The sequence below is a fragment of the Planotetraspora sp. A-T 1434 genome, from assembly GCF_025420585.1.
In the GTDB taxonomy this organism is placed as follows: Bacteria; Actinomycetota; Actinomycetes; order Streptosporangiales; family Streptosporangiaceae; genus JAOEGB01.
This window is the reverse complement of record NZ_JAOEGB010000012.1, coordinates 194,654-219,295: the sequence shown is the minus strand read 5'-3', so window position 1 is coordinate 219,295 and position 24,642 is coordinate 194,654. Positions and strand designations below refer to the sequence as shown.

Annotated in this window: 26 protein-coding genes; 16 read left to right on the top strand and 10 right to left on the bottom strand. The window is 69.9% G+C overall.

Features of this window, described 5'->3' with window-relative positions:
- Positions 1-2: 2 nt before the first annotated feature.
- The 5 genes from dnaJ to N5079_RS17980 all read right to left on the bottom strand — a co-directional run bounded on the left by dnaJ (position 3) and on the right by N5079_RS17980 (position 4,756).
- On the bottom strand, positions 3-1,175 hold the full coding sequence (gene dnaJ / locus N5079_RS18000) for a molecular chaperone DnaJ (RefSeq protein ID WP_261585055.1): 1,173 nt from the start codon (positions 1,173-1,175) through the stop codon (positions 3-5).
- Between the two features lie 61 nt (positions 1,176-1,236).
- The gene (grpE, locus tag N5079_RS17995; protein WP_261585053.1) at positions 1,237-1,845 is read right to left on the bottom strand and encodes a nucleotide exchange factor GrpE; all 609 of its coding nucleotides are present in this window, start codon (positions 1,843-1,845) and stop codon (positions 1,237-1,239) included.
- Entirely contained in the window at positions 1,842-3,713 is a 1,872-nt protein-coding gene (dnaK, locus tag N5079_RS17990) for a molecular chaperone DnaK (protein ID WP_261585051.1), read from the bottom strand. The genes grpE and dnaK overlap by 4 nt, the downstream gene beginning before the upstream one ends.
- A gap of 179 nt (positions 3,714-3,892) precedes the next feature.
- On the bottom strand, positions 3,893-4,285 hold the full coding sequence (locus tag N5079_RS17985) for a hypothetical protein (protein WP_261585050.1): 393 nt from the start codon (positions 4,283-4,285) through the stop codon (positions 3,893-3,895).
- A gap of 54 nt (positions 4,286-4,339) precedes the next feature.
- Positions 4,340-4,756: a hypothetical protein gene (locus tag N5079_RS17980; protein WP_261585049.1), complete on the bottom strand. Its 417-nt coding sequence runs from the start codon at positions 4,754-4,756 to the stop codon at positions 4,340-4,342.
- Positions 4,757-4,833: 77 nt separating this feature from the next.
- Here N5079_RS17980 and N5079_RS17975 point away from each other — a divergent pair, with 77 nt between their 5' ends.
- Together N5079_RS17975 and N5079_RS17970 are read left to right on the top strand one after the other, a co-directional pair.
- A complete protein-coding gene (locus N5079_RS17975; RefSeq protein ID WP_261585048.1) occupies positions 4,834-5,562 on the top strand; it encodes an ABC transporter ATP-binding protein in 729 nt (242 codons plus the stop codon).
- Positions 5,559-6,293 carry an ABC transporter permease gene (locus N5079_RS17970; RefSeq protein ID WP_261585047.1) on the top strand — a complete coding sequence of 245 codons (735 nt, stop codon included), beginning with the start codon at positions 5,559-5,561 and terminating at the stop codon, positions 6,291-6,293. Before N5079_RS17975 ends, N5079_RS17970 begins: the two co-directional genes overlap by 4 nt.
- A 142-nt stretch (positions 6,294-6,435) precedes the next feature.
- Here the strand turns inward: N5079_RS17970 and N5079_RS17965 are convergent, their stop codons facing one another.
- Positions 6,436-7,992, bottom strand: a complete 1,557-nt coding sequence (locus N5079_RS17965; protein ID WP_261585045.1) for an alpha/beta hydrolase — start codon at positions 7,990-7,992, stop codon at positions 6,436-6,438.
- A gap of 179 nt (positions 7,993-8,171) precedes the next feature.
- Between N5079_RS17965 and N5079_RS17960 the strand changes: the two genes are divergently transcribed.
- The 12 genes from N5079_RS17960 (at position 8,172) to N5079_RS17905 (ending at position 19,212) form a co-directional block, all read left to right on the top strand.
- Positions 8,172-8,906: a proline dehydrogenase family protein gene (locus N5079_RS17960; protein ID WP_261585043.1), complete on the top strand. Its 735-nt coding sequence runs from the start codon at positions 8,172-8,174 to the stop codon at positions 8,904-8,906.
- The gene (proC, locus tag N5079_RS17955) at positions 8,903-9,697 is read left to right on the top strand and encodes a pyrroline-5-carboxylate reductase (protein WP_261585041.1); all 795 of its coding nucleotides are present in this window, start codon (positions 8,903-8,905) and stop codon (positions 9,695-9,697) included. The genes N5079_RS17960 and proC overlap by 4 nt, the downstream gene beginning before the upstream one ends.
- A gap of 47 nt (positions 9,698-9,744) precedes the next feature.
- Positions 9,745-10,983, top strand: a complete 1,239-nt coding sequence (locus N5079_RS17950; protein WP_261585040.1) for an MFS transporter — start codon at positions 9,745-9,747, stop codon at positions 10,981-10,983.
- A gap of 35 nt (positions 10,984-11,018) precedes the next feature.
- Positions 11,019-12,389: an efflux RND transporter periplasmic adaptor subunit gene (locus N5079_RS17945; protein WP_261585038.1), complete on the top strand. Its 1,371-nt coding sequence runs from the start codon at positions 11,019-11,021 to the stop codon at positions 12,387-12,389.
- 146 nt (positions 12,390-12,535) lie between these two features.
- Complete coding sequence (locus tag N5079_RS17940) at positions 12,536-13,240, top strand: ABC transporter ATP-binding protein (RefSeq protein ID WP_261585034.1); 705 nt, start codon at positions 12,536-12,538, stop codon at positions 13,238-13,240.
- A complete protein-coding gene (locus N5079_RS17935) occupies positions 13,237-14,421 on the top strand; it encodes an ABC transporter permease (RefSeq protein WP_261585033.1) in 1,185 nt (394 codons plus the stop codon). Before N5079_RS17940 ends, N5079_RS17935 begins: the two co-directional genes overlap by 4 nt.
- A 16-nt stretch (positions 14,422-14,437) precedes the next feature.
- A complete protein-coding gene (locus N5079_RS17930; RefSeq protein WP_261585031.1) occupies positions 14,438-15,601 on the top strand; it encodes an acetoin utilization protein AcuC in 1,164 nt (387 codons plus the stop codon).
- Between the two features lie 36 nt (positions 15,602-15,637).
- Complete coding sequence (locus tag N5079_RS17925; RefSeq protein ID WP_261585030.1) at positions 15,638-16,453, top strand: phosphatase; 816 nt, start codon at positions 15,638-15,640, stop codon at positions 16,451-16,453.
- A gap of 322 nt (positions 16,454-16,775) precedes the next feature.
- Positions 16,776-16,979: a helix-turn-helix domain-containing protein gene (locus tag N5079_RS17920; RefSeq protein ID WP_030456159.1), complete on the top strand. Its 204-nt coding sequence runs from the start codon at positions 16,776-16,778 to the stop codon at positions 16,977-16,979.
- Positions 16,980-17,102: 123 nt separating this feature from the next.
- Positions 17,103-17,201: a 30S ribosomal protein bS22 gene (locus N5079_RS17915; RefSeq protein WP_018654693.1), complete on the top strand. Its 99-nt coding sequence runs from the start codon at positions 17,103-17,105 to the stop codon at positions 17,199-17,201.
- 71 nt (positions 17,202-17,272) lie between these two features.
- A complete protein-coding gene (locus tag N5079_RS17910) occupies positions 17,273-18,295 on the top strand; it encodes an NAD-dependent epimerase/dehydratase family protein (RefSeq protein ID WP_261585027.1) in 1,023 nt (340 codons plus the stop codon).
- A gap of 5 nt (positions 18,296-18,300) precedes the next feature.
- Complete coding sequence (locus tag N5079_RS17905; protein WP_261585084.1) at positions 18,301-19,212, top strand: lysophospholipid acyltransferase family protein; 912 nt, start codon at positions 18,301-18,303, stop codon at positions 19,210-19,212.
- 42 nt (positions 19,213-19,254) lie between these two features.
- Here the strand turns inward: N5079_RS17905 and N5079_RS17900 are convergent, their stop codons facing one another.
- The 3 genes from N5079_RS17900 to N5079_RS17890 all read right to left on the bottom strand — a co-directional run bounded on the left by N5079_RS17900 (position 19,255) and on the right by N5079_RS17890 (position 21,624).
- A complete protein-coding gene (locus tag N5079_RS17900) occupies positions 19,255-20,124 on the bottom strand; it encodes an HAD family hydrolase (RefSeq protein ID WP_261585024.1) in 870 nt (289 codons plus the stop codon).
- 60 nt (positions 20,125-20,184) lie between these two features.
- The gene (locus N5079_RS17895; protein WP_261585022.1) at positions 20,185-20,859 is read right to left on the bottom strand and encodes a DUF5667 domain-containing protein; all 675 of its coding nucleotides are present in this window, start codon (positions 20,857-20,859) and stop codon (positions 20,185-20,187) included.
- Between the two features lie 78 nt (positions 20,860-20,937).
- Complete coding sequence (locus N5079_RS17890) at positions 20,938-21,624, bottom strand: sigma-70 family RNA polymerase sigma factor (protein WP_261585020.1); 687 nt, start codon at positions 21,622-21,624, stop codon at positions 20,938-20,940.
- Between the two features lie 124 nt (positions 21,625-21,748).
- Here N5079_RS17890 and N5079_RS17885 point away from each other — a divergent pair, with 124 nt between their 5' ends.
- Positions 21,749-23,212 carry a putative quinol monooxygenase gene (locus tag N5079_RS17885; RefSeq protein WP_261585018.1) on the top strand — a complete coding sequence of 488 codons (1,464 nt, stop codon included), beginning with the start codon at positions 21,749-21,751 and terminating at the stop codon, positions 23,210-23,212.
- Between the two features lie 280 nt (positions 23,213-23,492).
- On the opposite strand, the gene N5079_RS17880 is transcribed toward N5079_RS17885, so the two are convergent.
- The gene (locus N5079_RS17880) at positions 23,493-23,741 is read right to left on the bottom strand and encodes a glutaredoxin family protein (RefSeq protein ID WP_261585016.1); all 249 of its coding nucleotides are present in this window, start codon (positions 23,739-23,741) and stop codon (positions 23,493-23,495) included.
- Between the two features lie 186 nt (positions 23,742-23,927).
- Here N5079_RS17880 and N5079_RS17875 point away from each other — a divergent pair, with 186 nt between their 5' ends.
- Positions 23,928-24,626: a redox-sensing transcriptional repressor Rex gene (locus N5079_RS17875; RefSeq protein WP_261585082.1), complete on the top strand. Its 699-nt coding sequence runs from the start codon at positions 23,928-23,930 to the stop codon at positions 24,624-24,626.
- The last annotated feature ends 16 nt before the right edge of the window (positions 24,627-24,642 follow it).

Below are 24,642 nucleotides of genomic sequence, written 5' to 3'. Positions count from 1 at the left end.
GCTCACTCGCTTCTGGCCTGCTTGATCAGCTCTTCTCGAAGGTCCGCGCCCTCGGTGGCGTCCCGGAACTCCTCGAGTGCCGCGCGGGCCTTGTCGTCGAGGTGCTGCGGGACCGTTACCTGCACGGTGACCAGCAGGTCACCCTTGGTGCCGTCCTTGCGGGCGGCGCCGCGGCCGCGGACCCGGAACGTCCGTCCGTTGGGCGTGCCCTCCGGGATGCGGAGCGTGACCGGCATGCCGCGCAGCGTCGGCACCTTGATCTCGGTGCCGAGCGCCGCCTCCGGGAAGGTGACCGGAACGTTCACCGTCAGGTTCTCCCCGCTGCGGCCGAAGACCGGGTGCGGCTTGACGTGGACCTGCACGTAGAGGTCGCCCGCGGGGCCGCCGTTCTCGCCTGGCGCGCCCTTGCCCTTGAGGCGGATGCGCTGGCCGTCGCCGACTCCCGCCGGGATCCGGGCCTGGATGGTGCGGGTGCTCTTGCCACGCCCGCTGCCCTCGCAGACCGGGCACGGGTCGTCGACCAGGAGGCCGCGGCCGCGGCAGTCGCGGCACGGCTCCGAGAAGGCGAAGTTGCCGAGATTGCGGCTCGCCGCCCCGGTGCCCTCACATGTCGGGCAGACCCTTGGCGTGGTGCCCGCCTTCGCCCCGGTGCCGGCGCAGGCGGCGCAGGCCGACGAGCTCGTCAGCCGGAGCGACACCGTGGTGCCGTCCACGGCCTCGCCGAAGGCGAGCGTGACCTCGGACTCGATGTCCTGACCGCGTCGCGGCCTGGTCGTGGTGGTCGTGCGCGTACCGCCGCCGCCGCGGTTGAACAGGCCGCCGAGCAGGTCGCCGAACCGGTCACCCGTGCCGGTGTGCCCGGCGCCGCTTCCCGAGAACAGGTCTCCGAAGTCGAAGTTGAAGCCGCCGCGGGGGCCGCCCGCCCCGGCGTAGCCACCGGCGAACAGGGTGCGGGCGTCGTCGTACTCCTTGCGGCGCTTGACGTCGGAGAGCACGTCGTAGGCCTCGGAGACTTCCTTGAACTTCTCCTCGGTCTGCGTGTCCCCACGGTTGGCGTCGGGGTGATACTGCCTGGCGAGCTTGCGGTACGCCTTCTTGATCTCCTCAGGGGTCGCGGTCTTGGGCACACCAAGGACGGCGTAGTAGTCCTTCTCCAAGTAGTCCTTGGTGCTCATCTATCGCTTCCTTCGTAAGAAAGGGTCGCCTCTCCCGGACGGGGAGAGGCTCCCGGGTGTCTCAGTTGTCTCCGGAGTCGTCGGTCTCGCCGGTCCCGCCGGTCTCGCCGGTCGACTCCTCCGGAGTCTCGTCCTCTCCTGGCTCCGCCACCGCCACGCGCGCCGGGCGCAGGATGCGGTCGCCGATGCGGTAGCCCGGCTGGAGGATCTCGATGCACGTCGGCTCGGTCACGTCTGCCGAGTAGCTGTGCAGGAGGGCCTCGTGCACGGTCGGGTCGAACTGGTCGCCCTTCGCGCCGTAGGTGGTGAGGCCGAGCTTGCCCACGGCCGCCTCCAGCGACTCGCTCACCTTGGCGAAGCCGCCGGTGAGCTCACCGTGGTCACGGGCCCGGCCGATGTCGTCGAGCACGGGCAGGAGCTCGGACAGGACGTTGGCGACCGCGTGCTCCTTGACGGTGATCCGGTCCCGCTCGACCCGCTTCCGGTAGTTGCTGAACTCAGCCTGAAGGCGCTGGAGGTCGGCCGTGCGCTCCGCGAGGAGGTCCGCCGCCTCGTCCGCCGCCTCCTCCGCCTTCTCGGCGGTCTCCCGGGCCGCGCCCGTCTCCGGGTCGATCTTGCGGTTGTCGCGGATCACCGGCTCCTGCTCGGAACCGTTCTCGCGCGGGGTCACTTGTTGCCGCCCTCCTGCTTCGGCTCATCGTCGATGATCTCCGCCTCAACGACGTCGTCATCGGCCTTGGCCTGCTGCGCTCCGGCGGCCTCCGCGCCGTCCTCGCCGCCGGGCGCGGCCTGGGACTGGGCGTAGATGGCCGAACCCATCTTCTGGCTGACGGTCGCCAGCTTCTCCGCGGAGGCGCGGATGGCCGGCGTGTCGGTGCCCTCCAGAGCCTTCTTCAGCTCGGCGAGCGCGTCGTTGACCTCGGTCTTGACGTCAGCCGGAACCTTGTCGTCGTTCTCCCCGAGGAACTTCTCCGTCTGGTAGGCCAGCGCGTCCGCGTTGTTGCGGACCTCGGCCTCCTCGCGGCGGTTCTTGTCCTCCTCGGCATAGGACTCCGCCTCGCGCATCATGCGCTCGATGTCCTCCTTCGCCAGCGCGGAGCCGCCGGTGATCGTCATCGACTGCTCCTTGCCGGTGCCGAGGTCCTTGGCCGAGACGTTGACGATGCCGTTCGCGTCGATGTCGAAGGTGACCTCGATCTGCGGGATGTTGCGCGGCGCCGGGGCGATGCCGGTCAGCTCGAACGTGGCCAGCTTCTTGTTGTAGGCCGCGATCTCACGCTCACCCTGATAGACCTGGATCTGCACCGACGGCTGGTTGTCCTCGGCCGTCGTGAAGACCTCCGACCGCTTGGTCGGGATCGTGGTGTTGCGCTCGATGATCTTGGTGAAGATGCCACCCTTGGTCTCGATACCCAAACTGAGCGGGGTCACGTCCAGCAGCAGGACGTCCTTGACCTCACCCTTGAGCACACCGGCCTGGAGCGCGGCGCCGATCGCCACGACCTCGTCCGGGTTGACGCCCTTGTTGGGCTCCTTGCCGCCGGTCAGCTCCTTGACCAGGTCCGACACGGCCGGCATGCGGGTCGAGCCGCCGACCAGCACGACGTGGGCGATGTCCGCGACCTTGATCCCGGCGTCCTTGATGACCTGGTGGAACGGGCCCTTGCATCGCTCGAGCAGGTCGGCCGTGATCCGCTGGAACTCCGACCGGGTCAGCTTCTCCTCGAGGTGAAGGGGGCCCTCGGCGGAAGCGGTGATGTAGGGGAGGTTGATCGAGGTCTCGGTCTGGCTGGACAGCTCGATCTTGGCCTTCTCCGCGGCCTCGCGCAGGCGCTGGAGGGCCATCTTGTCCTTGGAGAGGTCCACGCCGTGGGCGTTCTTGAACCGGGTCGCCAGCTCGTCGACGACGCGCTGGTCCCAGTCGTCGCCGCCCAGGTGATTGTCGCCGCTGGTGGCCTTCACCTCGACGAAGCCGTGGCCGTCCTCCTGGCCGACGTCGAGCAGGGACACGTCGAAGGTGCCGCCGCCGAGGTCGAAGACCAGGATGGTCTGGTCCTTCTCCTTGTCGAGGCCGTAGGCCAGCGCCGCGGAGGTGGGCTCGTTGATGATGCGCAGCACGTTCAGGCCGGCGATGGTGCCGGCCTCCTTGGTGGCCTGCCGCTGGGCGTCGTTGAAGTACGCCGGGACGGTGATCACCGCGTCGGTGATCTTCTCGCCCAGGTAGGCCTCCGCGTCCTGCTTCAGCTTCTGCAGGACGAAGGCGCTGATCTGCTGCGGGGTGAACTTCTTGCCGTCGATCTCGACGGTCCAGTTGGTGCCCATCTCGCGCTTGACCGAGCGAATCGTCCGGTCGACGTTGGTCACGGCCTGCCGCTTGGCGACCTCGCCGACGAGAACCTCACCGTTCTTCGCGAAGGCGACCACGGACGGCGTGGTCCGCGAGCCCTGCGCGTTGGCGATGACGGTGGGCTCACCGCCCTCGAGGATCGAGACGACGGAGTTGGTCGTCCCCAGGTCGATACCTACCGCACGTGCCATGAGTACGTCCTTGTAGTCAAAGTTGAGTCGGTTCGACTCAGATATTGAACCCACCCGAGGGCTTTGTCAAACGTCTTGAGTCTACGGGGCTCAACCCTCCGCGCGGCGAAATCATTCCCGGGCGCGGCTGTACCCTCGGCTTCCGCGAGCCGTACCCTCGGCTTCCGCGAGCCGTGCTTTCAGCGGCGGGCGCCGTCCACGACGTGGCGGTGGCCCAGCGGCGTCTTGAGTCGGACCGTCGTGGTCTTCCGTACGGCGATCAGGACGCACATCCCGGCGTCCTTGGTGTGACCTTCGTAGAGCGTCACCGTCACCTTCCGGGACGTCTCCTTGACGCGCACCCTGTCGAGGACCCAGCAGGGCGCGATGCCGGAGGTCCAGGTGATCCGCAGGTAGCGGCCATGCCTGATCGGCTTCGCCGACTCCCACCGGACCTTGTGGGGATCGAGGGTGCCGCCCTGCGGCTTCACCGGCACGGGATCCGAGGCGCCGGTCACGGCGAGGGCAGGCGCGCTGACGGTAAGGGTCAGGACAGTCGCGGCGATCGCCGCGATACGTCGTGTCGTCCGCATGACCCTTTGACGGCACCGCGCGGCGGCCGGTTCACCAAGCGGTCAGAACGGGCATCATTTCGCGCCGTCTATGACCTTCCGCTTCCCGAGGGGGGCGGAGAGCTTCACCGCGGTCTGCTTCTGGATCGCGATCTCGATGCAGACGGCGTCGGGTTTGCGCCGGTCGTGGCCCTCCCAGAGGGTGACCGTCACCGCGTCCGCGGTCTCCGCGACCTCCACGCGGTCGAGCACGTAACACGGCTCCACGCCGGACCACCAGACCACGTTCAGCGAGGAGTCTGTGGGGGTCGCGCTGATCCACGGCACCTTGTGCGCCTTCAGCGTGTTCCCCACGGGCGTTGCCAGGGAGGGCTCCGCGCTGGGCGCCCCCGAACTGGCCGGGACGCCGACGGCCCTGTCGGGTTGCGGTGCAGGCGTCTCCCCGCAGGACACGGCCATGAACACGACTGCCACGAGCCAGAGCTTTCGCATACCCCTTTGACGGATGGGCCGCCCGCGCGGTTCAGCGACCTGTTGACGCCGGCATGCCGGAGGATTAAATTCAACGCATGATGAATTTACCCAGCCCCGCGATCTCCGTACGGGATCTGCGGGTGTCCCGAGGCGGCCGCGAGGTGCTGCACGGGCTCACGTTCGAGGTGCCGAGAGGCCAGGTGACGGGCCTGCTGGGCCCGAGCGGCTGCGGCAAGACGACGCTGATGCGGTCGATCGTCGGAGTTCAGGTCGTCACCGGCGGGGAGGTGACCGTGCTCGGGGAGCCCGCCGGGAGCCCGGCCCTGCGGCGCAAGATCGGCTACTCCACGCAGAACCCGGCGGTCTACCGGGACCTGTCTGTGCGGGAGAACCTCCGCTACTTCGCGGCCGTGCTGGGCGCGCCCAGGGGAGACGCCGACCGGGTGCTGGAGGAGGTCGGCCTCGCCGGGGCGGGCGACCAGCTCGGCGGCGCCCTCTCGGGAGGCCAGCTCAACCGGGCGAGCCTCGCCGTGGCCCTGCTCGGCAGCCCGGAGCTGGTGGTGCTCGACGAGCCGACCGTCGGCCTCGACCCCGTCCTGCGCCAGGAGCTCTGGCGTCTCTTCCAAAGCCTGGCCGGCCGCGGCGTGACGCTCGTGGTCTCCAGCCACGTGATGGACGAGGCCGCCCGGTGTCAGCGGCTGATCGTGATGCGGGACGGGGAGATATTCGCCGACGACACGCCCGACGGCCTGCGGGAGCACACCCGGACCACGGATCTGGAAGAGGCGTTCCTGCGCCTCATCGAGGAGAGGGCGGCGGCATGAACCTCGCGATCACCTTCGCCACCGCGCGCCGGATCATGACGCAGCTCCGCCACGACCACCGCACGGTCGCACTGATGGTGCTCGTCCCGACCCTGGTGATCGTGCTGCTCTACTACGTGATGGACGACCAGCGCTCGTTCGACCAGTGGGCGCCGATCCTGCTGTGCGTCTTCCCCTTCCTGGTGATGTTCCTCGTCACCTCGATCGGCACGCTGCGCGAGCGCACGTCCGGCACGCTGGAGCGGCTGATGGCCACGCCGCTGGGCAAGCTCGACCTCCTCCTCGGGTACGGCGTCGCGTTCGGCGTGATGGCCTGCCTCCAGGTGGCGCTGGCGCTGACCGTCTCCCTCACCTGGCTCGGCCTGGACATCTCCGGCTCGCTGTGGCCGCTGGTGCTGGTGGCACTGCTCAACGCGCTGCTGGGCACGGCGCTCGGGCTGTTCTGCAGCGCCTTCGCGCGCACCGAGTTCCAGGCTGTGCAGTTCATGCCGCTGGTCATGATCCCCCAGCTCCTCCTCGGCGGGATCCTCGTGCCGCGCGACCAGATGGCGCCGGTCCTGGAGTGGGTCTCCAACGTGCTGCCGATGTCGTACGCCATTGAGGCGATGAAGGACGCGGTCATGGGCGGCGACCTGGGCGGGGACTTCTGGCGCGACGTGGTCGTCGTCGCGGGATCCGCCCTGCTGGCGCTCGTACTGGGCGCGGCCACCCTGCGCCGCCGCACTCCATGACGAGAAAGAGCCCCTGACCCGGAGGTCAGGGGCTCGTGGGGGTCATGCATGATCACGTACGGCTGGTGCGCTGGTCACCAGGTAAGCCCGGGAAGCTGTGCATGATCACGCCGGGGGCTCGGGGCCCCCCGGGGGAGGGGCGTCAGCGCTCGCCGGGCACCCAGTCGTCCTGGGCCGCCGCACGCGCGGCCGCCGCCGGCGGGACCGGGTCCGCGAACGGCGCGCAGTGGACGTCGGGACCGGGCAGGCTCGCGGGCAGCGTGCCGTCGGTCAGGTACGCCTTCCAGATGTCGTCGATGCAGGCGTTCCCGCGACCGGTGAGGCCGTGGTTGCCGCCGCCGTCCATGACCACCAGGCGCGAGGCCGGGAACAGCTTGTGCATCTCGACGCCGCCCTGGTACGGCGTGGCGGCGTCCTTGGTGTCCTGGAAGAACAGCGCGTCCTTGACCCACCGGCCGCTGATGCGCTGCTCGTTCTGGGCACGGACCGGCCACGAGGCGCACTGCGCGTTGAACCAGGCGTTGCCCCAGGTCAGGAACGGAGCGGTCTGGTAGGACTGCCACCAGTCGTGGTGCCACTTGGCCCAGTTGCGCGGCCAGCGGACGTCGGAGCACTCCACCGCCGAGTAGACCGCGAAGGTGTTGTCGTCGCTGGCGTAGTCGCCGTACAGGCCGAACGCCTGGATCAGCGGAGCGGTGTCGTTCGCCGTGACGTACTTGGACAGCGCGTTGGCGAGGCGCGGCCAGCGGCTCTTGAGGTAGCCGCCCGCCAGGTAGGTGTCGTCGAGCTCGTCCGGGCCGACCGTGCCCTCGGCGGGGGTCGCCTTCAGCTTGGCGCGGGCCGCGTAGAAGGCCTTCTCCACGTCGGCGCCGGCCGTGCCGAGGTGGTAGGTGGCGTCGTACTTGGCGATCCACGCGAAGAAGTCCTTCGCGCGGACCTCGAAGGCGTGGTTCTGGTCGAGGTTGGCGTCGTACCACACCCGGTCGGGGTTGACGATGCTGTCCAGCACCAGGCGGTGGAGCCTGGCCGGGAAGAGGGTCGCGTAGGTCGCGCCCAGGTAGGTGCCGTAGGAGTAGCCCACGTAGCTGATCTGGTTCTGCCCGAGGGCCTTGCGGATCAGGTCGATGTCCTTGGCCGCGTCGACCGTGGTCATGTGCTGGAGCAGGTCACCGTAGGTGTCGTCGCAGGCCTTGGAGTAGGCCCGGACCTTCTTCACCCAGGTCGCCTCCTCGGCCCGGTTCGCCGGGACGTAGTCGGGCCGCACCGGGTCGAAGAAGTGCGGGTCGCAGCGGAGCGCGGGCTCGCTGGAGCCGACGCCGCGCGGGTCGAAGCCGACCAGGTCGTACTGCGCGGCCAGGGCGGAGCCGAGCCGGGCCTCCATCACCGCGGGATAGGCCAGGCCGCTGCCTCCGGGACCGCCCGGGTTGAACAGCATGGCGCCCTGGTAGTGGGCCGTGTCCGTGGCCTTCTTGCGCGACACCGCGATCTTGATCTTCTTGCCCGACGGCCGGTCGTGGTCGAGCGGGACCTCGACCAGCGCGCACTCGATCCCCGCGGGCAGGCCGTCGCACTGTGCCCACTGGGGAGCGGGCGGCGTGTAATCGGGAGCCTGCGGAGCACTGGCTGTCGCGGGTCCCGCGACCAGAGCTCCACTCAGACCCAGGCCGGCGGTGGCCAGCGCTATAAGGATCTTCTTCACGTATACCCCTTCGACGCCAGCGGTTCCGGCGTTGGAACCGACTTATGACACCATCCGGTAGATCATGCGGATAAAGGCGACGTTTGTCGCGGGAGGTTGTGAAACCGCAACATGAAGGCCGCGCTCCGGTGATCGGCGCCCACGGACTCTTAGGCTGGGATCCAGGAGGTGGTGGAGTGATGCGTGCGATTCTGGATGCCGCGTGGCGTTGGCCGGCGCGGCGCGTGGCGGGAGACGTGGGAGCCACAGTCGAGGACGCCTGCCTGGCCGTGGCCGGCCTCGCGGCCGACGGTTTTCCGGTGAGTGTCGGTCATCTCGGGGAGAACGACGAGGAGGACTTCCTCACGCTGCTCGACGCCCTCGCCCGGCGGGGGCTCGCGCGGGGGGCGGACCTGACGGTGAGGCCCCGGAAGCTCGACCGCGAGAGCGTCGGGCGGCTCTGTGAGGCCGCGAGGGACGCCGGGGCCACGATGACCCTCGACACGGAGGACCACACCGAAACAGACGCCACGCTCGCCGTACACGCGGCGCTGCGCGACGAGCACCCCACGCTCGGCGTCGTGGTCCAGTCGTCCCTGCGGCGCGCCGAGGACGACTGCCGGTCCCTGGCCTCCGCTAGGGTACGGCTGCGCAAGGGCGGCTACGACGCTCCTCCCGCCGTGGCCCATGAGACGGCTCACGAGGCGGACCTGTCGTACGTGCGGTGCCTCAAGATCCTGCTGGCCGGTCCCGGACACCCGGTGATCGCCACGCACGACCGGCGGCTCATCGACGTCGCCTTCGCGCTGGCCGCCCTGAACGACCGCGAGCCCGACGGCTTCGAGTTCCAGATCCCGTACGGCGTGCGCCCCGCCGAGCGGCGGAGGCTCGCGGAGCGGGGCGCCCAGGTCCGAGTGTATGTAGGAGTGACATGATCGCGATTTTGGGAACCGGAAAGATGGGCGAGGCCCTGCTGTCCGGGCTGGTGCGCGCCGGGCTCCGCCCGAGCGAGATCATGGCGACCGCCCGGCGTCCCGAGCGGGCCGAGGCGCTCCGCGAGAGGTACGGCGTGCGCGTCGCCGGCAACGCCGAGGCGGCCAAGGGCGCAGACACCCTCATCCTCGCGGTGAAGCCGCAGGACATGGCAGGCCTGCTGGCCGAGATCGCGCCGTACGTCCCGGCCGGCCGGCTCGTCATCTCCGTGGCGGCGGGCATCACGACGGCGTTCGTCGAGTCGCGGCTGGGCGACGACGTTCCGGTGGTCCGGGTCATGTCGAACACCCCGGTGATCGTCGACGAGGCCATGAGCGTCATCTCGGCGGGGGCGCACGCCTCGGAGGAACACCTGAAGCGCACCGAGGACCTGCTGAGCCCGGTCGGAAAGGTCCTGCGCATCCCCGAGTCCCAGCAGGACGCCGCGACCGCGCTGTCCGGCAGCGGCCCGGCCTACTTCTTCTACCTCGTCGAGGCCATGGTCGACGCGGGGATCCTGCTCGGCATGCCCCGCGCCGCCGCGCTCGACATGGTGACCCAGTCGATCGTCGGCGCGGCGATCATGCTGCGGGACTCAGGGGAGCACCCTGTGATCCTGCGGGAGGCCGTGACCTCGCCCGGCGGCACGACGATCTCCGCCATCGCCGAGCTGGAGCGCCACAAGGTCAGGGCGGCGTTCCTCGACGCCATCGAGGCCGCTCGCGACCGCAGCCGGCAGCTCGCCTGCGGCTAAACCGTTTCGGAAACCTCCCTTTGTGACGGCATGATATGTCCGGACAAATGAGAGGGGACGAAGTGGCGCAAGCCGTACAGGTTGAGGGACGGACCCGGCGGGGAGCCCTCTGGACACGTGACTTCGCGCTCTACTTCGTCGGACGGGCGATCTCGATCCTCGGAGACGCCATGCTGCCCGTGGCCGTCTCCCTCGGCGTGCTCGGGGCCGGATACGGGGCCACGGGTGTCGGTTACGTCCTCGCCGCCTGGATGGCCCCCTTCGGCGGCCTCATCCTGTTCGGCGGCGTCTTCGCGGACCGGTTCACCGCCCGCCGCATGATGATCGGCGCGGACCTGGTCCGCGTCGTCACCCAGTCGGTCATCGCGGCGGCCTTCCTCACCGGCACGCCCGCGCTCCCGCTGCTCATCGTGCTGTCGGCGCTCAGCGGGGCCGCCGCGGCCATGTTCCAGCCCGGCGTCAGCAGCATGGTGCCGCAGATCTCCCAGGACGTGCAGCGGGCGAACGCCACGCTCAGGGTCGCCGATGCCATGGCGCAGCTCCTCGGCCCCGCCCTGTCCGGCTCGCTGATCCTCCTCGGAGGCGCCGGCGTCGTGTACGGCGTCAACGCCGGGACGTTCGCCGTGAGCGCCGTCTGTCTCCTCGCGCTCCGCGTGCGCCCGGTGGCCACGCTGGCCCGCGGCTCGTCCTTTCTCCGCAACCTGCGGGAGGGCTGGGACGAGTTCCGCTCGCGCACCTGGATGTGGGGAGTCATCATCGTCTGGTCCGTCTACGGCGTGCTCGTCTTCGGCCCGCTCATGCCGCTCGGCGTGGCGGTCGTCAGCGAGACCCTCGGCAAGGCGGCCGTCGGCTGGATCATGTCGGCCGCCGGGGCCGGCACGATCGTTGGCGGGGTGCTCGCGATGTGGGTCAAGCCGGCCCGGCCGCTGGCCGCGGGTGCCGTCGGCATGATCCTGTACTTCCTGGAGCCACTGGTCATCGCCCTCCACCTGCCGGGCCCTGTGGTCGCCGCCTCGTTCTCCGTCAGCGGCGCGGCCTGGGCGTTCTGGTCGGTCATGTGGGCCACCAGCGTGCAGACCCAGGTCACCCAGGACGTCCTCAACCGGGTGACGGCCTACGAGGTCGCGGGCTCGGTGCTCAGCATCCCGATCGGGCAGGCCCTCTCCGGGCCCGTCGCCGCGCGGGTCGGGGCCGAGCACGTCCTGATGTTCGGCTTCGTGGTCGGCCTGATCGGCGTCGTCTGCCTGCTGAGTGTGCCCGCCATCAGGAATCTGAGGCGCGTCTGAGGGGACCGTGTGACCCCCCCTTTACGATTGGCCGGGTGACGTTTCGTGGCGGAATCCTCCCGCTCCTCGCCGTCCTCCTCGTCGCGGGCTGCTCCGGGTCCGAACCCGCGAAGGTCCAGCTCGCGCGGGTGACCCGCGCGCCGGTCAGTGAGGTCGTCGAGGCGCCCGCGACGGTCGGCGCCCGCGCCACCGCCGCCCTGACCGCTCCGGCCTCCGGTACCGTCGCCAAGCTCTACGTCCAGGACGGCGACACCGTCGAGAAGGGCCAGATCCTCGCGAAGATCAGCTCTCCCCAGGCCAAGGACCAGCTCGACCAGGCCCGCAAGGCCGACAGGCAGGCCTCCCGGCCCGTCTCGCTCGGCGGCGGCGCGACCTCCGTGCGCCTTCCGCCGCTCAAGCTGCCCGGATCGCCTGACGTGGCCCGCTGTTTCGCGCAGGCCAGGAGAGCGGCGAAGAAGATCAAGGATCCCGCCATCAGAGCCCAGTTGCTGTCCGCCGTCGACACGGCCGAGGCCCAGCAGAGGGCCCAGCAGCGCGCGCTCAGCCAGATCGTCACCGGGCTCAACCAGTCGATCAGCCAGGTGACCGGCCGGCTCGGGGCGGGCCTGAGCGGGCTGACGGCCTCCATGTCGTCCCTCCAGGCCGCGTCGAGGTCCCAGGCCAGGGTCGCGGTCAAGGCCGCCCAGCGGACCGTGGACGGCCTCGTCGTCAAGGCGCCGTTCGGCGGGGTCGTCACGCTCGGGGGTCCCTCTTCCGGTGGCGGTACGGCCGGCCTGAGCGGCCTCCTCAGCCAGCTCCCCGCGGGGCTCGCGGGCCAGGCCGGGGCGGCGGCCGCCGCACCCAGTGGCCGGTCCGGAGGCGTGATCGCGACCGGCGTCCCGGTGGCGGCGGGCGACACCATCGCCACGGTGACCGACGTGTCCACGCTCACCCTCTCCGCCGACGTGGACGAGACCGACGTGCTGCTGGTGAAAGAGGGGACGCCCGCCCATGTCGAACTCGACGCGGTCACCGGTGCGACCTACGCCGCCACGGTGACGGGCATCGGGGTCACCCCCAAGGAAGGCGCCACCGGGGGCGTGAGCTATCCCGTACGGCTCAGGCTCGGCAAGGGGGTCTACGACGACCAGAGTGCGGCCCCGTGGCCCAAACCCGGGATGAGCGCCGTCGTCCGCCTCACCGTGAGGGAGTCTCCGGACGCGACAGCGGTACCGGCCTCGGCGATCGTGACGAGCGGGCGGGAGACGATCGTCTGGGCGGTCCGCGGTGGCAGGGCCGAGCGGCGGGTCGTCAAGCTGGGGGCGCAGGGCGACGCCGCGGTGGAGGTCCTCAGCGGCGTCTCACCGGGCGAGCAGGTCGTCGTCAAGGGCGCCGACACCGTCCGCCAAGCCCAGCCCCTCCCATGACCCGCCGTGATCATGCACAGGTTCCCGGGGAGGCCCAATGACCGGCCCCCACTCGCTGCGTGATCATGCGCACGTGCACCAAGAGGGCCGGCGACCTGCTCGAAGCCCGCACGTGATCATGCACAGGGGAAGCGGGGTGGCGTGCGGTGAGTGAGCCGGCGTTCGAAGCTGTGGGGCTCACGCGCTCCTACCTCCTCGAAAGCGTGTCGGTGGACGCCCTGCGCGGCGTCGACCTGCGCATCGACCAGGGGGAGTTCGTGGCCATCCTGGGCCCGTCGGGTTCGGGCAAGTCGACGCTCATGCACCTGCTCGGCTGCCTCGACCGGCCCACATCCGGCATCCTGCGGGTGGGCGGCGTGGACGTCTCGACCCTGGACGACACCAAGCTGGCCGAGTTGCGCAACCAGATGATCGGCTTCGTCTTCCAGTCCTTCCACCTGCTGGCCCGTACGTCGGCGATCGACAACGTGGCTCTTCCGCTGGTCTACCGGGGCGTCTCGGGGACGGAACGGCGGGTGAGGGCCAGGGAGGCCCTGGAGGCGGTCGGGCTGGGACACCGGCTCGGGCACCGGCCGTCCCAGATGTCCGGCGGCGAGCAGCAGCGGGTCGCGATCGCCCGCGCCCTCGTGGGCGACCCCAAGGTCGTCCTCGCGGACGAGCCCACCGGCAACCTCGACACGCGGAACGGCGATGAGGTCATGAACCTGCTGGAGCGCCTGAACGCCGACAGCGGCGTGGCCGTCGTCCTGGTGACGCACGAGCCCGAGGTCGCGGCCCGCGCCCGCCGTCAGGTCCACGTCCGCGACGGCCTCATCGAGCGGGACACCCGAATCGAGGGGGACACCCGATGAGGACGGCGGAGGCGCTGCGGATGGCGCTGGAGGCCCTGCGGGTCAACCGGCTGCGCAGCACGCTGACCATGCTCGGTGTGATCATCGGTGTGCTGGCGGTGGTGATCCTGGTCGCCATCGGGACCGGGGCCAAGAACGCGGTGGAGAAGGAGATCGCCGGACTCGGCAGCAACATCATCCTCGTGGTTCCCGGCCAGGTGGGCCTCGGCGCCGCCCCGACGCAGAGCCGGCTCGACCTGTCCGACGTCGCCTACGTGCGCCGCGTCGTCGGGGATCCGTCCAAGGTGACCGTCGCGGTCAACTCCGGCGAGTCGGTGCGGGTCGGGCGGACCGAGGTGTTCGCCACGCTCACCGGCACCGACGAGAACCTGCCCAACATCTTCGACCGGCCGCTACGCCGCGGCCGCTATCTCAGCGCGACCGACGTCGACACCCGCCGCCGGGTGGCCATTCTCGGGGCCGAGGTGGCGGGGAAGCTGTTCGGCGACGTCGACCCCATCGGCCGCCAGGTCACGATCGCGGGCGTCCGGTTCCGGGTGATCGGGGTCTACGAGACGGTGGGCTCGACGTTCGGCGTGGCGCGTGACCAGGAGGTCCACATCCCGGTCACCACGGCCCAGCGACTGATCGGGCTGCCCAGGATCAACGGCATCGCGGTCGGCGCGTCCGGCCCCGACGAGATCGAGCCGCTGCAACGCCGCGTCGTCGCCGCGCTCGACGCCCGCTATCCCGACGAGAAGTTCTCCGCCGTGACGCAGACGCAGCTCCTCGGGACCATCGGTACGGTCCTCAGCATGCTCACGGGCGTGCTCGCCGCCATCGCGGGCATCTCGCTGCTGGTCGGCGGCGTCGGCGTGTCCAACATCATGCTGGTCAGCGTGAGGGAGCGGACCAAGGAGATCGGCCTGCGCAAGGCCCTCGGCGCCCGTCAGCGCGACATCCTCGGGCAGTTCCTCATCGAGGCCGTGCTGCTGACGACCATCGGCGGGCTGATCGGCATCCTGCTCGGCGTCGGCGGGGCGCTGCTGATCCAGGCCGTCTCGCCGGTGCCCGCGGCGATCACCTGGTGGTCGATCGCCCTCGCGTTCGGGGTGTCGGTCGCCGTCGGCGTCTTCTTCGGCGTCGCCCCGGCGCGGCGGGCCGGAAGGCTGGACCCGGTCGTCGCCCTCCGCACCGAGTAACGGTACCGTCGCGGTCATGAGTCAGGCGGTGCGGGTCGTCTGGGACGACGAGCTGATTTCTTACGACTTCGGTCCCGAGCATCCGCTGGCGCCGGTGCGGGTCGAGCTCACCATGGCGCTCGCCCGGGACCTGCGGGTGCTCGACGGCGTGGAGATGACCGGCTGCGCCGCCGCGACCGACGACGAGCTGGCGCTGGTCCACAAGCGGGACTACATCGACGGGGTGAAGGAGGTCTCCAGGACCGGCCGCCCCGATCTGAGCCGAGGGCTGGGCACCCCCGACAACCCCGCCTTCGCCGGAGTCCACGAGGCGTCGGCGCTGATCGCCGGGGCCACGCTGGAGGCCGCGAAGGCGGTGTGGAACGGCGAGGCCGAGCACGCCGTCAACGTCGCCGGGGGCCTGCACCACGCGATGCCCTCCGTGGCCAGCGGCTTCTGCGTCTACAACGACCCGGCCATCGCGATCGCCTGGCTGCTCTCCCAGGGCGCCTCCCGGGTCGCCTACGTCGACGTCGACGTCCATCACGGCGACGGCGTGCAGGCCGTGTTCTACGACGATCCGCGAGTGCTCACGATCAGCCTGCACGAGAGCCCGCGCACGCTCTTCCCGGGCACGGGCTTCCCCCAGGAGACGGGCGCGGACGGGACCTCGGTCAACGTGGCGCTTCCCGCCGGGTGCGGCGACAGTGGCTGGCTGCGGGCCTTCCACGCGGTCGTCCCGCCGCTGCTGAGGGAGTTCGCGCCGGAGATCCTCGTCACACAGCACGGCTGCGACAGCCATGCGCTCGACCCCCTCGCCCATCTCATGCTGAGCGTCGACGGGCAGCGTACGGCCTACGCGGAGCTGCACCGGCTGGCTCACGAGACCGCGGGGGGCCGGTGGATCGCCACCGGCGGCGGGGGTTACGAGCTGGTCCAGGTCGTGCCCCGAGCCTGGACGCATCTCATCGCCGAGGCGGCGGGCGCTCCCGTGGATCCGGAGACGCAGACGCCGGAGAGCTGGCGGACCCTGGTCCGCGAACGGACGGGCGAGACGCCCCCGCTCACCATGACCGACGGGCGCCACCCGGATTATCGTGACTTTTCCGAAGGGTACGATCCAGCCGACGACATCGATCGGGCGATCATGGCGAGCAGGAACGCGGTCTTCCCCCTCCACGGGCTGGATCCGATGCCCTGACGGAATCATGACGAGACGAGGAGCGCTGTACCCCCTGTGACCCTTCCTCCGCACGCCGCCTTCGCCACCGCCTCGGCCGTTCCGTCGCGCGCCGAGCTGCGGGACCACCTCGTCAGGACGGGAATCGCCGGGGACATCGCGACCACCCGGGAGAACAACCTCGACCACTATCGGTCGCTGGCGCTGCGCGACCCGCACTACATGTTCGGCCTCACGTTCTCCGAGGAGTGGACATACGCCGACGTGCTGGAGCTCATGGCGAAGAAGGCCGGCGTGATCGCCGACCCGGCGCACCGCCAGGGACAGGACACCATCGATCCCGAGCGGACGATCGACGCCGTTGAGGCGATGGGCGACCGCGTCGCCGAGGCGCTGCGCCCGGGCGGCACCCGCGTCATCGTCGCCACGGGACACCCGACCGGCCTGCTCACCATCCACCTGGCGCTGGCCAGGTTCCTCGAGGCGCGCGGCGCGACCCTGCTCTCGCCCGCCGAGGACTGGAGCTACGTCAGCGGCGGCCTGGGCCGCCGGAGGAAGATCCGCTACCTGGACGACGTGGCCATGCTGTCCGACGGCGGAACGCTCGTCCACACGCACGACCCCGCGCCGATGCGGGCGATGCTGGCCGAGGAGCGGCCGGATCTGGTGATCGCCGACCACGGTTGGGCGGGTGCGGCCGGAGAGGCCGGGATCGAGACCGTCGGGTTCGCGGACAGCAACGACCCCGCCCTCTTCGCTGGGGAGGCCGAGGGCAAGATCGCGGTGACCGTGCCGCTGGATGACAACGTGTTGCCCCGGTATTACCGGCCGCTGACGACCTACCTCATCGACCGGATCGCCCAAGCGCTCTGAAATCGGATCCGGACTTTCCGGGTCGCCCCAAACCGGGCATTTCAGGCCCACTTTTGGGCCGGTGTGTCGACCGTTTGCCAACTTTTTGGTGTTCCTGGGCGACTCTAATGTGAGAGAAGTTGGTCCGTTCCAAGATTGAGGCGAGGGGCACGGCCCGGCTGCTGCCAGCGATTTTCTCGATTTTGACGGCACAAGGCTCCGGTGACTGATGAAATGGGGGGTTTGCCTACTCGGAGTCCGGACTTACGCTGACGGCAGTACACGTGCGTGAGCGATGGCACCAGTGGGGATAACCCGGAAACACGTGCGGAAGAGGCGTCCGATGGGTGCAGGCGAAAGACCTCTCAGCGAGGTGAAGTTCCTGACGGTGGCCGAAGTGGCCACTGTCATGCGGGTGTCCAAGATGACGGTGTACCGGCTCGTGCACTCGGGTGAGTTGCCGGCCATCCGGGTCGGCCGATCCTTCAGAGTGCCCGAGCAGGCGGTACACGACTACCTGAGGGATGCCTTCATCGAAGCTGGATGAAGCGGCCCCGCGGGCCACGCGGGGTCCCCTGGGGGGCGATCTACCGTGGATCGCCGGTAGGCTGTTGAGCCGGTGTGCGCTCGCGCGCCGGTTTGACATTCACTACCTTCACCTGGGGGTCCCGTGGGCTCTGTGATCAAGAAGCGCCGTAAGCGTATGGCGAAGAAGAAGCACCGCAAGCTGCTCAAGAAGACCCGCATCCAGCGGCGTAACAAGAAGTAGTCGAGACGGAGCGCGCACCGGTCCCCGAGGGGCCGGGCGACCGTGAACACGGACACCCCAGCGAGGCGGCGATGACCCATACCGTGCTTGTCACCGGGGTCTCTCGTCACATCGGTGCTCGGCTGGCGACTGCTCTCGCGGCGGACCCGGGCATCGACCGGGTCATCGGCGTCGATACGGTGCCACCCCCCTCTCCGGCGAGAGACGGCGGCGCGCCGCTCGGCCGCACCGAGTTCGTCCGCGTCGATCTGCGCAGCCCCGACATCGCGCAGGTCATCGCGGCGGCGGACGTCGACACCGTTGTGCACATGAGCCTGGTCAGCGGCCCCGCCCAGAGCCGCTCGGCCATGAAGGAGCACAACGTCATCGGCACCATGCAGCTGCTGGCGGCCTGCCAGCGGTCGGCGACGGTGCGCAGGGTGGTGGTGCGATCGACCACGGCCGTGTACGGCTCGTCGCCGCACGCTCCCGCGGTGTTCACCGAGGACACCGAGCCGGTCGACGTGTCCCATTCGGGCTACGCCAAGGACGCCCACGAGATCGAGGGATACGCCAGGGGCTTCGCCAGGCGGCGTCCTGACGTGGCGACCTCGACCCTGCGGTTCGCCAACTTCATGGGCGCGGGCATCGACTCCCCGCTGACGCGGTACTTCTCGCAGCCCGTGCTGACGACCGTCTTCGGGTTCGACCCCCGGCTGCAGTTCGTCCACGAGGACGACGCGGTCGAGGTGCTGCGCCGCATGGCGGTCGAGGACCACCCAGGCGTGTTCAACGTCGCCGGAGACGGCGTGCTGCTGCTGTCGCAGTGCGCGCGGCGGGCGGGCCGTCCGGCGGTCCCGGTGCCGTCTCCGGCCTTCCGCGTGCTCGGAGGGCTGGCGCGGAACGCGGGTCTGGTCGACTTCTCCCCGGAGCAGATCGTGCTGTTGCTCCACGGCCGTGCCGTGGACACCACCCGGCTGTCCGCCGAGCTTGGCTGGAAGCCCAAGTACAGCACGGCCGCCGCGTTCGACGACTTCCTCCGATCCCGTGGGATCGGCGGAGACCTGCAGGTGGCCATGGTGGACTGGCTGTCCGGCCTGGCGACGAGGTGGTGAGCGAGATGCCGGCTTCCGGCGCGGACGGCGCGCGGGTCATCCCGATCTCGGCGGCACGCGGCGCTCCTCCGCCCGGCCCGTCGGACGAGCGGCTCGCCGAGCTGTTCGCCTTCCTGCGGCGCAGGGTCTCGGGGGAGTACGAGGTCGACGAGTTCGGCTTCGACCCCGAGCTCAACGACAAGGTCCTGCTGGAGCTCATCCGGCCGCTCTACCACCACTGGTTCCGGGTCGAGACGCTGGGCCTGGAGAACGTCCCGGCCGATTCCGGAGCTCTGGTGGTGGCCAACCACTCCGGCACGCTGCCGGTGGACGCGCTGATGATGCAGGTCGCGCTGCACGACGAGGCCAAGCGGCCGGTGCGGCTGCTGGGGGCCCACCTCGTCTACCAGCTTCCCGTGCTCGGGCATCTCGCCCGCAAGACGGGGCACACCTTGGCCACCCCGGAGGACGCCGACCGCCTGCTCCGCAAGGGCGAGCTCGTGGGGGTCTTCCCCGAGGGCTTCAAGGGCGTGGGCAAGCCGTTCTCCGAGCGCTACAAGCTCCAGCGGTTCGGCCGGGGCGGCTTCGTGGCGTCGGCCATCCGGGCCGGGGTGCCGATCGTGCCCTGTGCCATCGTCGGGGCCGAGGAGATCTACCCCAAGGTCGGGGACTTCCAGACGCTCGCCCGGCTTCTCGGGGTGCCGTACCTGCCGATCACGCCGTTCTTTCCCTGGCTGGGGCTGTTAGGGCTGATCCCGCTGCCGTCGAAATGGCTCATCGAGTTCGGCGAGCCGATCCGGACAGACGAGTTCGATCCCGATGAGGCGGACGACCCTATGCTGGTCTTCAACCTCACCGACCAGGTCCGCGAGACCATCCAGCAGCGGCTCAACGCCCTGCGGCTGCGGCGCGGCCACGCGTTCCCGCCGCTCTTCTAGGCATTTCAGACGATCGAGCGCCTTTCAGACGACCGAGCGCCTTCAGACGACCGAGCGATAGTGCCGGCGCAGCGCGATCCCGGCGGCGATGCCGCCCGCGATGGCGCCCGCCGTGGCCGCGATCGGCAGGCCGATCATCGTGGCCTTCCGGCCGGTCCGGAAGTCGCGGATCTCCCAGTCCTCCTCCCGGGCGTGCTCGCGGAGCTCGCTGTCGGGGTTGATCGCGTACGCGTGGCCGACCAGCGAGAGCATCGGCAGGTCGTTGGCCGAGTCGCTGTAGGCCGAGCAGCGGGACAGGTCGAGCCCCTCGCGGCGGGCCAGCGCCCGGATCGCCTCCGCCTTGGCCGGCCCGTGGAGCAGGTCGCCGACCAGCCTGCCGGTGTAGGTCCCATCGGCCGTCTCCGCGACCGTGCCGAGCGCGCCGGTCAGCCCGAGGCGCTGCGCGATCACCCGGGCCAGCTCGACCGGGGTGGCGGTGACCAGCCACACCCGCTGGCCGGCGTCGAGATGGGCCTGGGCCAGGGCCCGGGTGCCGGCCCAGACGCGGTCGGCCATGACCTCGTCGTAGATCTCCTCGCCGAGGCGCACGACGTCGTCGACCCTGAGCCCGGCGACGAAGGCGAGCGCCATCTCCTTGGCCCGCGCGATGTGCTCCGGGTTCTCGTTGCCGCGGACCCGGAACCACGCCTGGCCCAACGCGAACTTCAGCAGGTCGTTGGTGGTGAACAGGCCCCGCGAGGCGAGCCCGCGGGCGAAGTGGTAGATCGAGGCGCCGCGCATCATGGTGTTGTCGACATCGAAGAACGCCGCCGCGCTGGGATCCGGGACGACCGCCGGGGCCGAGACCGCGGCCGCGGCCGCCACCTCACCCGCGATCTCCGCCGCCTCCCGCCGTCGCAATAGCCGCCTCATGGCACATCAGCTTAATCGCCCATGTGCGCGGTGAGCCGTACGTCAGCGGTGAGCCGTACGTCAATGGCCGGAAGCCGTGAACGTGTCGATATAGCTCAGGTACTTGTTGGCTTTGTCACGGTTCTCGTCGTCGAGCTTCGGCAGCAGGGGCTCCACCATCGTGCGCTGCTGCTGGGCGAAGCTGCGGGCCGCCCTGTTGATCTGGCCATGGTGTTGCACGCGGCTCAGGGCCGCCCGGGTCGTCGTCTCCATGTCGTCGAGCGTCTGCTCGATCAGCCGGTCGCGATCCGGCGCCGGGTAGCCCACCAGTGAGGCGGTCTCCGCCGCCCGCAGCCGTGCCGCGATCATCTCCCGCTCGGCCCGCTCCTGGTCGTCGGTCGCCAGGGACAGCAACGTCGACTCGGCCGTCCGCTTGAGCGGATACAGCACGTCACCGGGCACGGAATGGTAGGTCCTGATGCCCGTGGCGTACATCCCGGCCAGCAGGACGGCGAACACGATGGCCGGGCGGAGCCGTACGAGAAGGGACCGGCGGCGGATCTCCGGCCGCCGGGCGGGCGGCTCCCCGGCGGGGACCCGCTCGGCGGCGTGCGCGCGCAGCAGCTCCTCGCGGAGCCTGGCGCGGAACTCGGGGCTGGGGCTGCCTCCCAGGGTGCGCAGGCGCGCGGTGACATGGCCGGTCGTGCGGGTGGCCCACCAGTCGCACAGCCGGCGCGAGGGTCGCCACCAGCCCATGAACGCTCCCGCCATCCCCGCTTGATGCTCCTGCCCCTGCCACATTCCCAACGACGGGACGGCGGTATGGGTTACGGGCTAGAGATCCTTGGGTAGCGCGCGAGCGAGTGCCTTGATGGCACGGAACTGCAGGGCCTTGATCGCGCCGCTCTTCTTGCCCATGACCATGGCGGTCTCGGCGAGCGACATTCCGTGGAGGAAGCGCAGGATCACGCACTCCTGCTGCTCCGGGCCGAGCTGTTTGATCGCCTGCATCACCCGCTCGTTGACCATGTTCGTGACCACGGCGTTCTCGGGGATGTGCGGCCCGTCCAGGGGCGTGTCCAGGACCTCGGCCGTGACCACCTCCAGCCGGTTCCTGCCTGACTTGAAGTGGTCGGTCACGAGGTTGCGGGAGATCGTCACCAGCCAGGCGCCGAAGTCGCGGCCCTGCCAGGTGAAGTCGGAGATCCCGCGCAGCGCCCGCAGGAACGTCTCGCTCGTCAGGTCCTCCGCGAGGGCGTGCGCGCCCACCCGGAAGTAGACGTAGCGGTACACCAGCTCCAGATAGCGGTCGTACAGCATGCCGAACGCCTCGGTGTCGCCGGTCTTGGCGCGCAACACCAGCGTTCGCATCTCGTCGTTCTCGCCGGCGACGGGATCGACGGCGCGCGCGGGTAGCGCTGCTCCGGCTGGAGGGGACAGCCCGGCCAACGGCCACGTGTTCGGCATCCGGTATCCCATGGGGGAAGGGGAGTCGGCGTGCTCGAACACTCTAGAAATCATCGGGAAATAACACAATCCGTCTGAGCACAGTAATCAATTCGCGTAACGGTGATTCCGGTCCGCGGGCCGCTCTGGGGAACCGGCTACCGGTCGGAAGGCAATGTCCGGCAGCATGGGGTCCACCATGGAAGTCCTTGTCGCTCTCCTCGCGTTCGCCGGCGCCCTGCTTGCCGGGATCACCACCGGCGTCCTCATCGGGCGCCTCCGTGACGAGCCCACCGGCTGGTTGATCGCGTGGAGCGTCACCACGGGTGCGCTCGCCCTCTCGCTCGGCGCGATCGCGGTCGGCCACCTGACCGGATTCGGGTCCGTCACCTTCCGGGCGTTCGAGATCACCGGCTCGCTGCTGGCGCCGCTCTGGCTCGCGGTCGGCGTCCTGCAACTCCTCGCGGAGAAGGCGTCGGCCCGCTTCGGCGGGTGGCTGCTGGGCATCGCCCTCACGGTCGTCGGCGTCGTCATCATGCTGCTCGACCCGGTCGCCGGCGGGTTCACCAAGCAGCTCCCGGACGCCCCGGTCCACTGGGACATCTGGCCGGAGTGGCTGCTGCGGGGCATCCACGTGCTGGTGATCGTCATGTTGCTGATCTCCCTGGCCGTGGCCCTGCTGAGCTGGCGCGACGGGGACGACTACGACGCCGACAACATGAACGCGACCGTGGTGCTCGCCCCGGCCGGCATGGCGCTTGTGGGAGCGCTGGAGCTCACGCTCCCCGGGATCGTCATCGTGGCGCTCCTCGCCGTCACCGCCGGTGGGATCTGGTACGCGGTGGCCAAACCGCTCGCGCCGTACGAGGAGGACGAGGATGAGGACGACGAGTGGGAGGAAAGCGGTCGCCGCCGCGTAGCCGACCGCCGGGAGGCCCCGCCCGCGCCGCCGGTCTCGCCGCCCTCACCGTCGTCACAGCCCTCACAGCCGTCACAGCCCTCACCGCCTTCCCCGCCCGCCCAGGCTCCGCCCCGCCGTTCCGGACTCGGTGACCTCGTGGCCGAGTACCGCGCCGGCGAGGAGGTCGACTACGCCGCCCGCATGCAGCCGCTCGACGACTTCGGCGGCCCCGCGACGGGCCAGCTCATGGCCGCCGACGTGTACGGCATGCCGGCTCCCGCGAAGGCGGAGCCGCAGGGCATGCCGGCCACGGGTGCCGTCTTCCCGGGGGCCGAGATTCCGCCGGAGGTCGCCGCCAGCTTCGGGGTGGGCTTCGGCTCGGCGTCCCGGCAGAGCCCCGCGCCGGCCCCACGAGGCGGGTCGGTCAAGCCGTCCCCGTCCATCTACGGCCTGCTCACGGTCTTCACGCTGCTGGACGGCTCGGGCGAGGCGTTCGACAAGCTCGCGGAGGAGACCGTTGAGGCGGTGCAGCGCAACGAGCCCGACACGCTGGTCTTCGTCTGCCACGGCGTGAAGTCCGCGCCTCTCCAGCGCATCGTCTACGAGCTCTACCGCGACGAGGTCGGCTTCTCCGAGCACCAGCGCCAGCCCCACATGGAGCGCTTCGCCACCGAACGCCAGCCGCTCGTCCTCGCCACCAACGTGATCGAACTCACCGTCAACGCCGCCAAGGTGGTCCCCCTCCCCACCACCTTCGTCTGAGGCGTACAACCCGAAGTCGCCGTGATCATGCACGGTCTCCCCGGAAGCTCCGCGACGTACGGTTTCTCAGGTTGTGATCATGCAGGGATTCCGCCGCGCGCAGTCCGATCAGCGCCACGACGCTTCGTGATCATGCGATGTGCCCGTCCTGCGGGCGTGCCGCACAGTGCATGATCACGCCGCGCAAAGCACCAGTTAGAACAGCGCCTACGGGAACACGTGCATGATCACGTCACGCGAAACGCCAGATGAAACGGTGCATGTGGGAACGTGTGCATGATCACGCCGTCAGTGCGGTGCGGAGGCGGGCTTCGTTGACGCGCCAGTAGTCGTGTTGGGCGCCGTCTATCAGGACGACGGGGATCATCTCCCAGTATTCGGCCTGGTCCTGGGGGTCGGCGGTGATGTCCCGCTCCTCCCAGGGCACGCCGAGCTCCTCCGCGACGCGCTCGATGATCGCGCGGGCGTCGTCGCAGAGGTGACACCCGGGCTTGCCGAGGAGGGTGATGCGGTGATCACGAGGGGCCATGACCTCAGCCTATTGCGGGGTGTGCGGGGCGGATTCGCCACCGGGGCGCCGTCCTGGGACAGTTAACGGGCACTCACTTTGTGCATGGCTTCACAAAGGCACTAACCTAGATGTCTACGACATCCGTCGCATCCGCTCGTGCGGCCGGGGGCGCACCGGCCGTCCGTCCCCCTGGAGCACCGGCACGTGATCCGCCGCATCCCACAGGCCCGCGAACGCGGCATTCCCGACGCGACCGTCGCGCGACTGCCGCTCTACTTGCGTGCGCTGAACGGGCTGGCGGAGCGGGGCACGCCGACGGTGAGCTCGGAGGATCTCGCGCTGGCCGCCGGGGTCAACTCGGCGAAGCTGCGCAAGGATCTGTCCCACCTCGGGTCGTACGGCACGCGGGGAGTGGGTTACGACGTTCAGTACTTGATATACCAAATATCGCGTGAGCTTGGTCTCACCCAGGATTGGGCGGTCGCCATCGTCGGCGTCGGCAACCTCGGGCGAGCCCTGGCCAACTACGGAGGATTCGTGTCCAGGGGATTCCGGGTGGCGGGCCTGCTGGACGCCGATCCGGAAGTCGTCGGCGACCGGATCGCCGGTCTGGTCGTGGAACACACCGACGAGCTGGAATCCGTGATCACCGAGCGCGGGGTCTCCATCGTGGTGATCGCGACGCCCGCGACGGCGGCGCAGCATGTGTGCGACCGGGTCATCGCGGCCGGTGTCACGAGTATTTTGAACTTCGCTCCCGTCGTTCTGGCTGTGCCTGACGGAGTAGATGTCCGTAAAGTCGATTTATCCATCGAGCTGCAGATTCTTGCGTTCCACGAGCAGCGCAAGGCTAGTGGAGGGCCCATCATGGCCGAGGAGTGGCCGGACGGGGTGGTCATGTGAGTGAGCGAGCGAGCGG

Bases quoted from the DNA above. Each gene is read 5' to 3' on its own strand.
- N5079_RS17985 (WP_261585050.1), bottom strand. From the start codon at position 4,285: ATGCGGACGACACGACGTATCGCGGCGATCGCCGCGACTGTCCTGACC.
- N5079_RS17890 (WP_261585020.1), bottom strand. From the start codon at position 21,624: ATGATTTCTAGAGTGTTCGAGCACGCCGACTCCCCTTCCCCCATGGGA.
- dnaJ (WP_261585055.1), bottom strand. From the start codon at position 1,175: ATGAGCACCAAGGACTACTTGGAGAAGGACTACTACGCCGTCCTTGGT.
- N5079_RS17975 (WP_261585048.1), top strand. From the start codon at position 4,834: ATGATGAATTTACCCAGCCCCGCGATCTCCGTACGGGATCTGCGGGTG.
- N5079_RS17885 (WP_261585018.1), top strand. From the start codon at position 21,749: ATGGAAGTCCTTGTCGCTCTCCTCGCGTTCGCCGGCGCCCTGCTTGCC.
- proC (WP_261585041.1), top strand. From the start codon at position 8,903: ATGATCGCGATTTTGGGAACCGGAAAGATGGGCGAGGCCCTGCTGTCC.
- N5079_RS17980 (WP_261585049.1), bottom strand. From the start codon at position 4,756: ATGCGAAAGCTCTGGCTCGTGGCAGTCGTGTTCATGGCCGTGTCCTGC.
- N5079_RS17895 (WP_261585022.1), bottom strand. From the start codon at position 20,859: ATGGGCTGGTGGCGACCCTCGCGCCGGCTGTGCGACTGGTGGGCCACC.
- N5079_RS17930 (WP_261585031.1), top strand. From the start codon at position 14,438: ATGAGTCAGGCGGTGCGGGTCGTCTGGGACGACGAGCTGATTTCTTAC.
- N5079_RS17950 (WP_261585040.1), top strand. From the start codon at position 9,745: ATGAGAGGGGACGAAGTGGCGCAAGCCGTACAGGTTGAGGGACGGACC.
- N5079_RS17910 (WP_261585027.1), top strand. From the start codon at position 17,273: ATGACCCATACCGTGCTTGTCACCGGGGTCTCTCGTCACATCGGTGCT.
- N5079_RS17905 (WP_261585084.1), top strand. From the start codon at position 18,301: ATGCCGGCTTCCGGCGCGGACGGCGCGCGGGTCATCCCGATCTCGGCG.
- dnaK (WP_261585051.1), bottom strand. From the start codon at position 3,713: ATGGCACGTGCGGTAGGTATCGACCTGGGGACGACCAACTCCGTCGTC.
- N5079_RS17900 (WP_261585024.1), bottom strand. From the start codon at position 20,124: ATGAGGCGGCTATTGCGACGGCGGGAGGCGGCGGAGATCGCGGGTGAG.
- N5079_RS17960 (WP_261585043.1), top strand. From the start codon at position 8,172: ATGCGTGCGATTCTGGATGCCGCGTGGCGTTGGCCGGCGCGGCGCGTG.
- N5079_RS17880 (WP_261585016.1), bottom strand. From the start codon at position 23,741: ATGGCCCCTCGTGATCACCGCATCACCCTCCTCGGCAAGCCCGGGTGT.
- N5079_RS17935 (WP_261585033.1), top strand. From the start codon at position 13,237: ATGAGGACGGCGGAGGCGCTGCGGATGGCGCTGGAGGCCCTGCGGGTC.
- N5079_RS17970 (WP_261585047.1), top strand. From the start codon at position 5,559: ATGAACCTCGCGATCACCTTCGCCACCGCGCGCCGGATCATGACGCAG.
- N5079_RS17920 (WP_030456159.1), top strand. From the start codon at position 16,776: ATGGGTGCAGGCGAAAGACCTCTCAGCGAGGTGAAGTTCCTGACGGTG.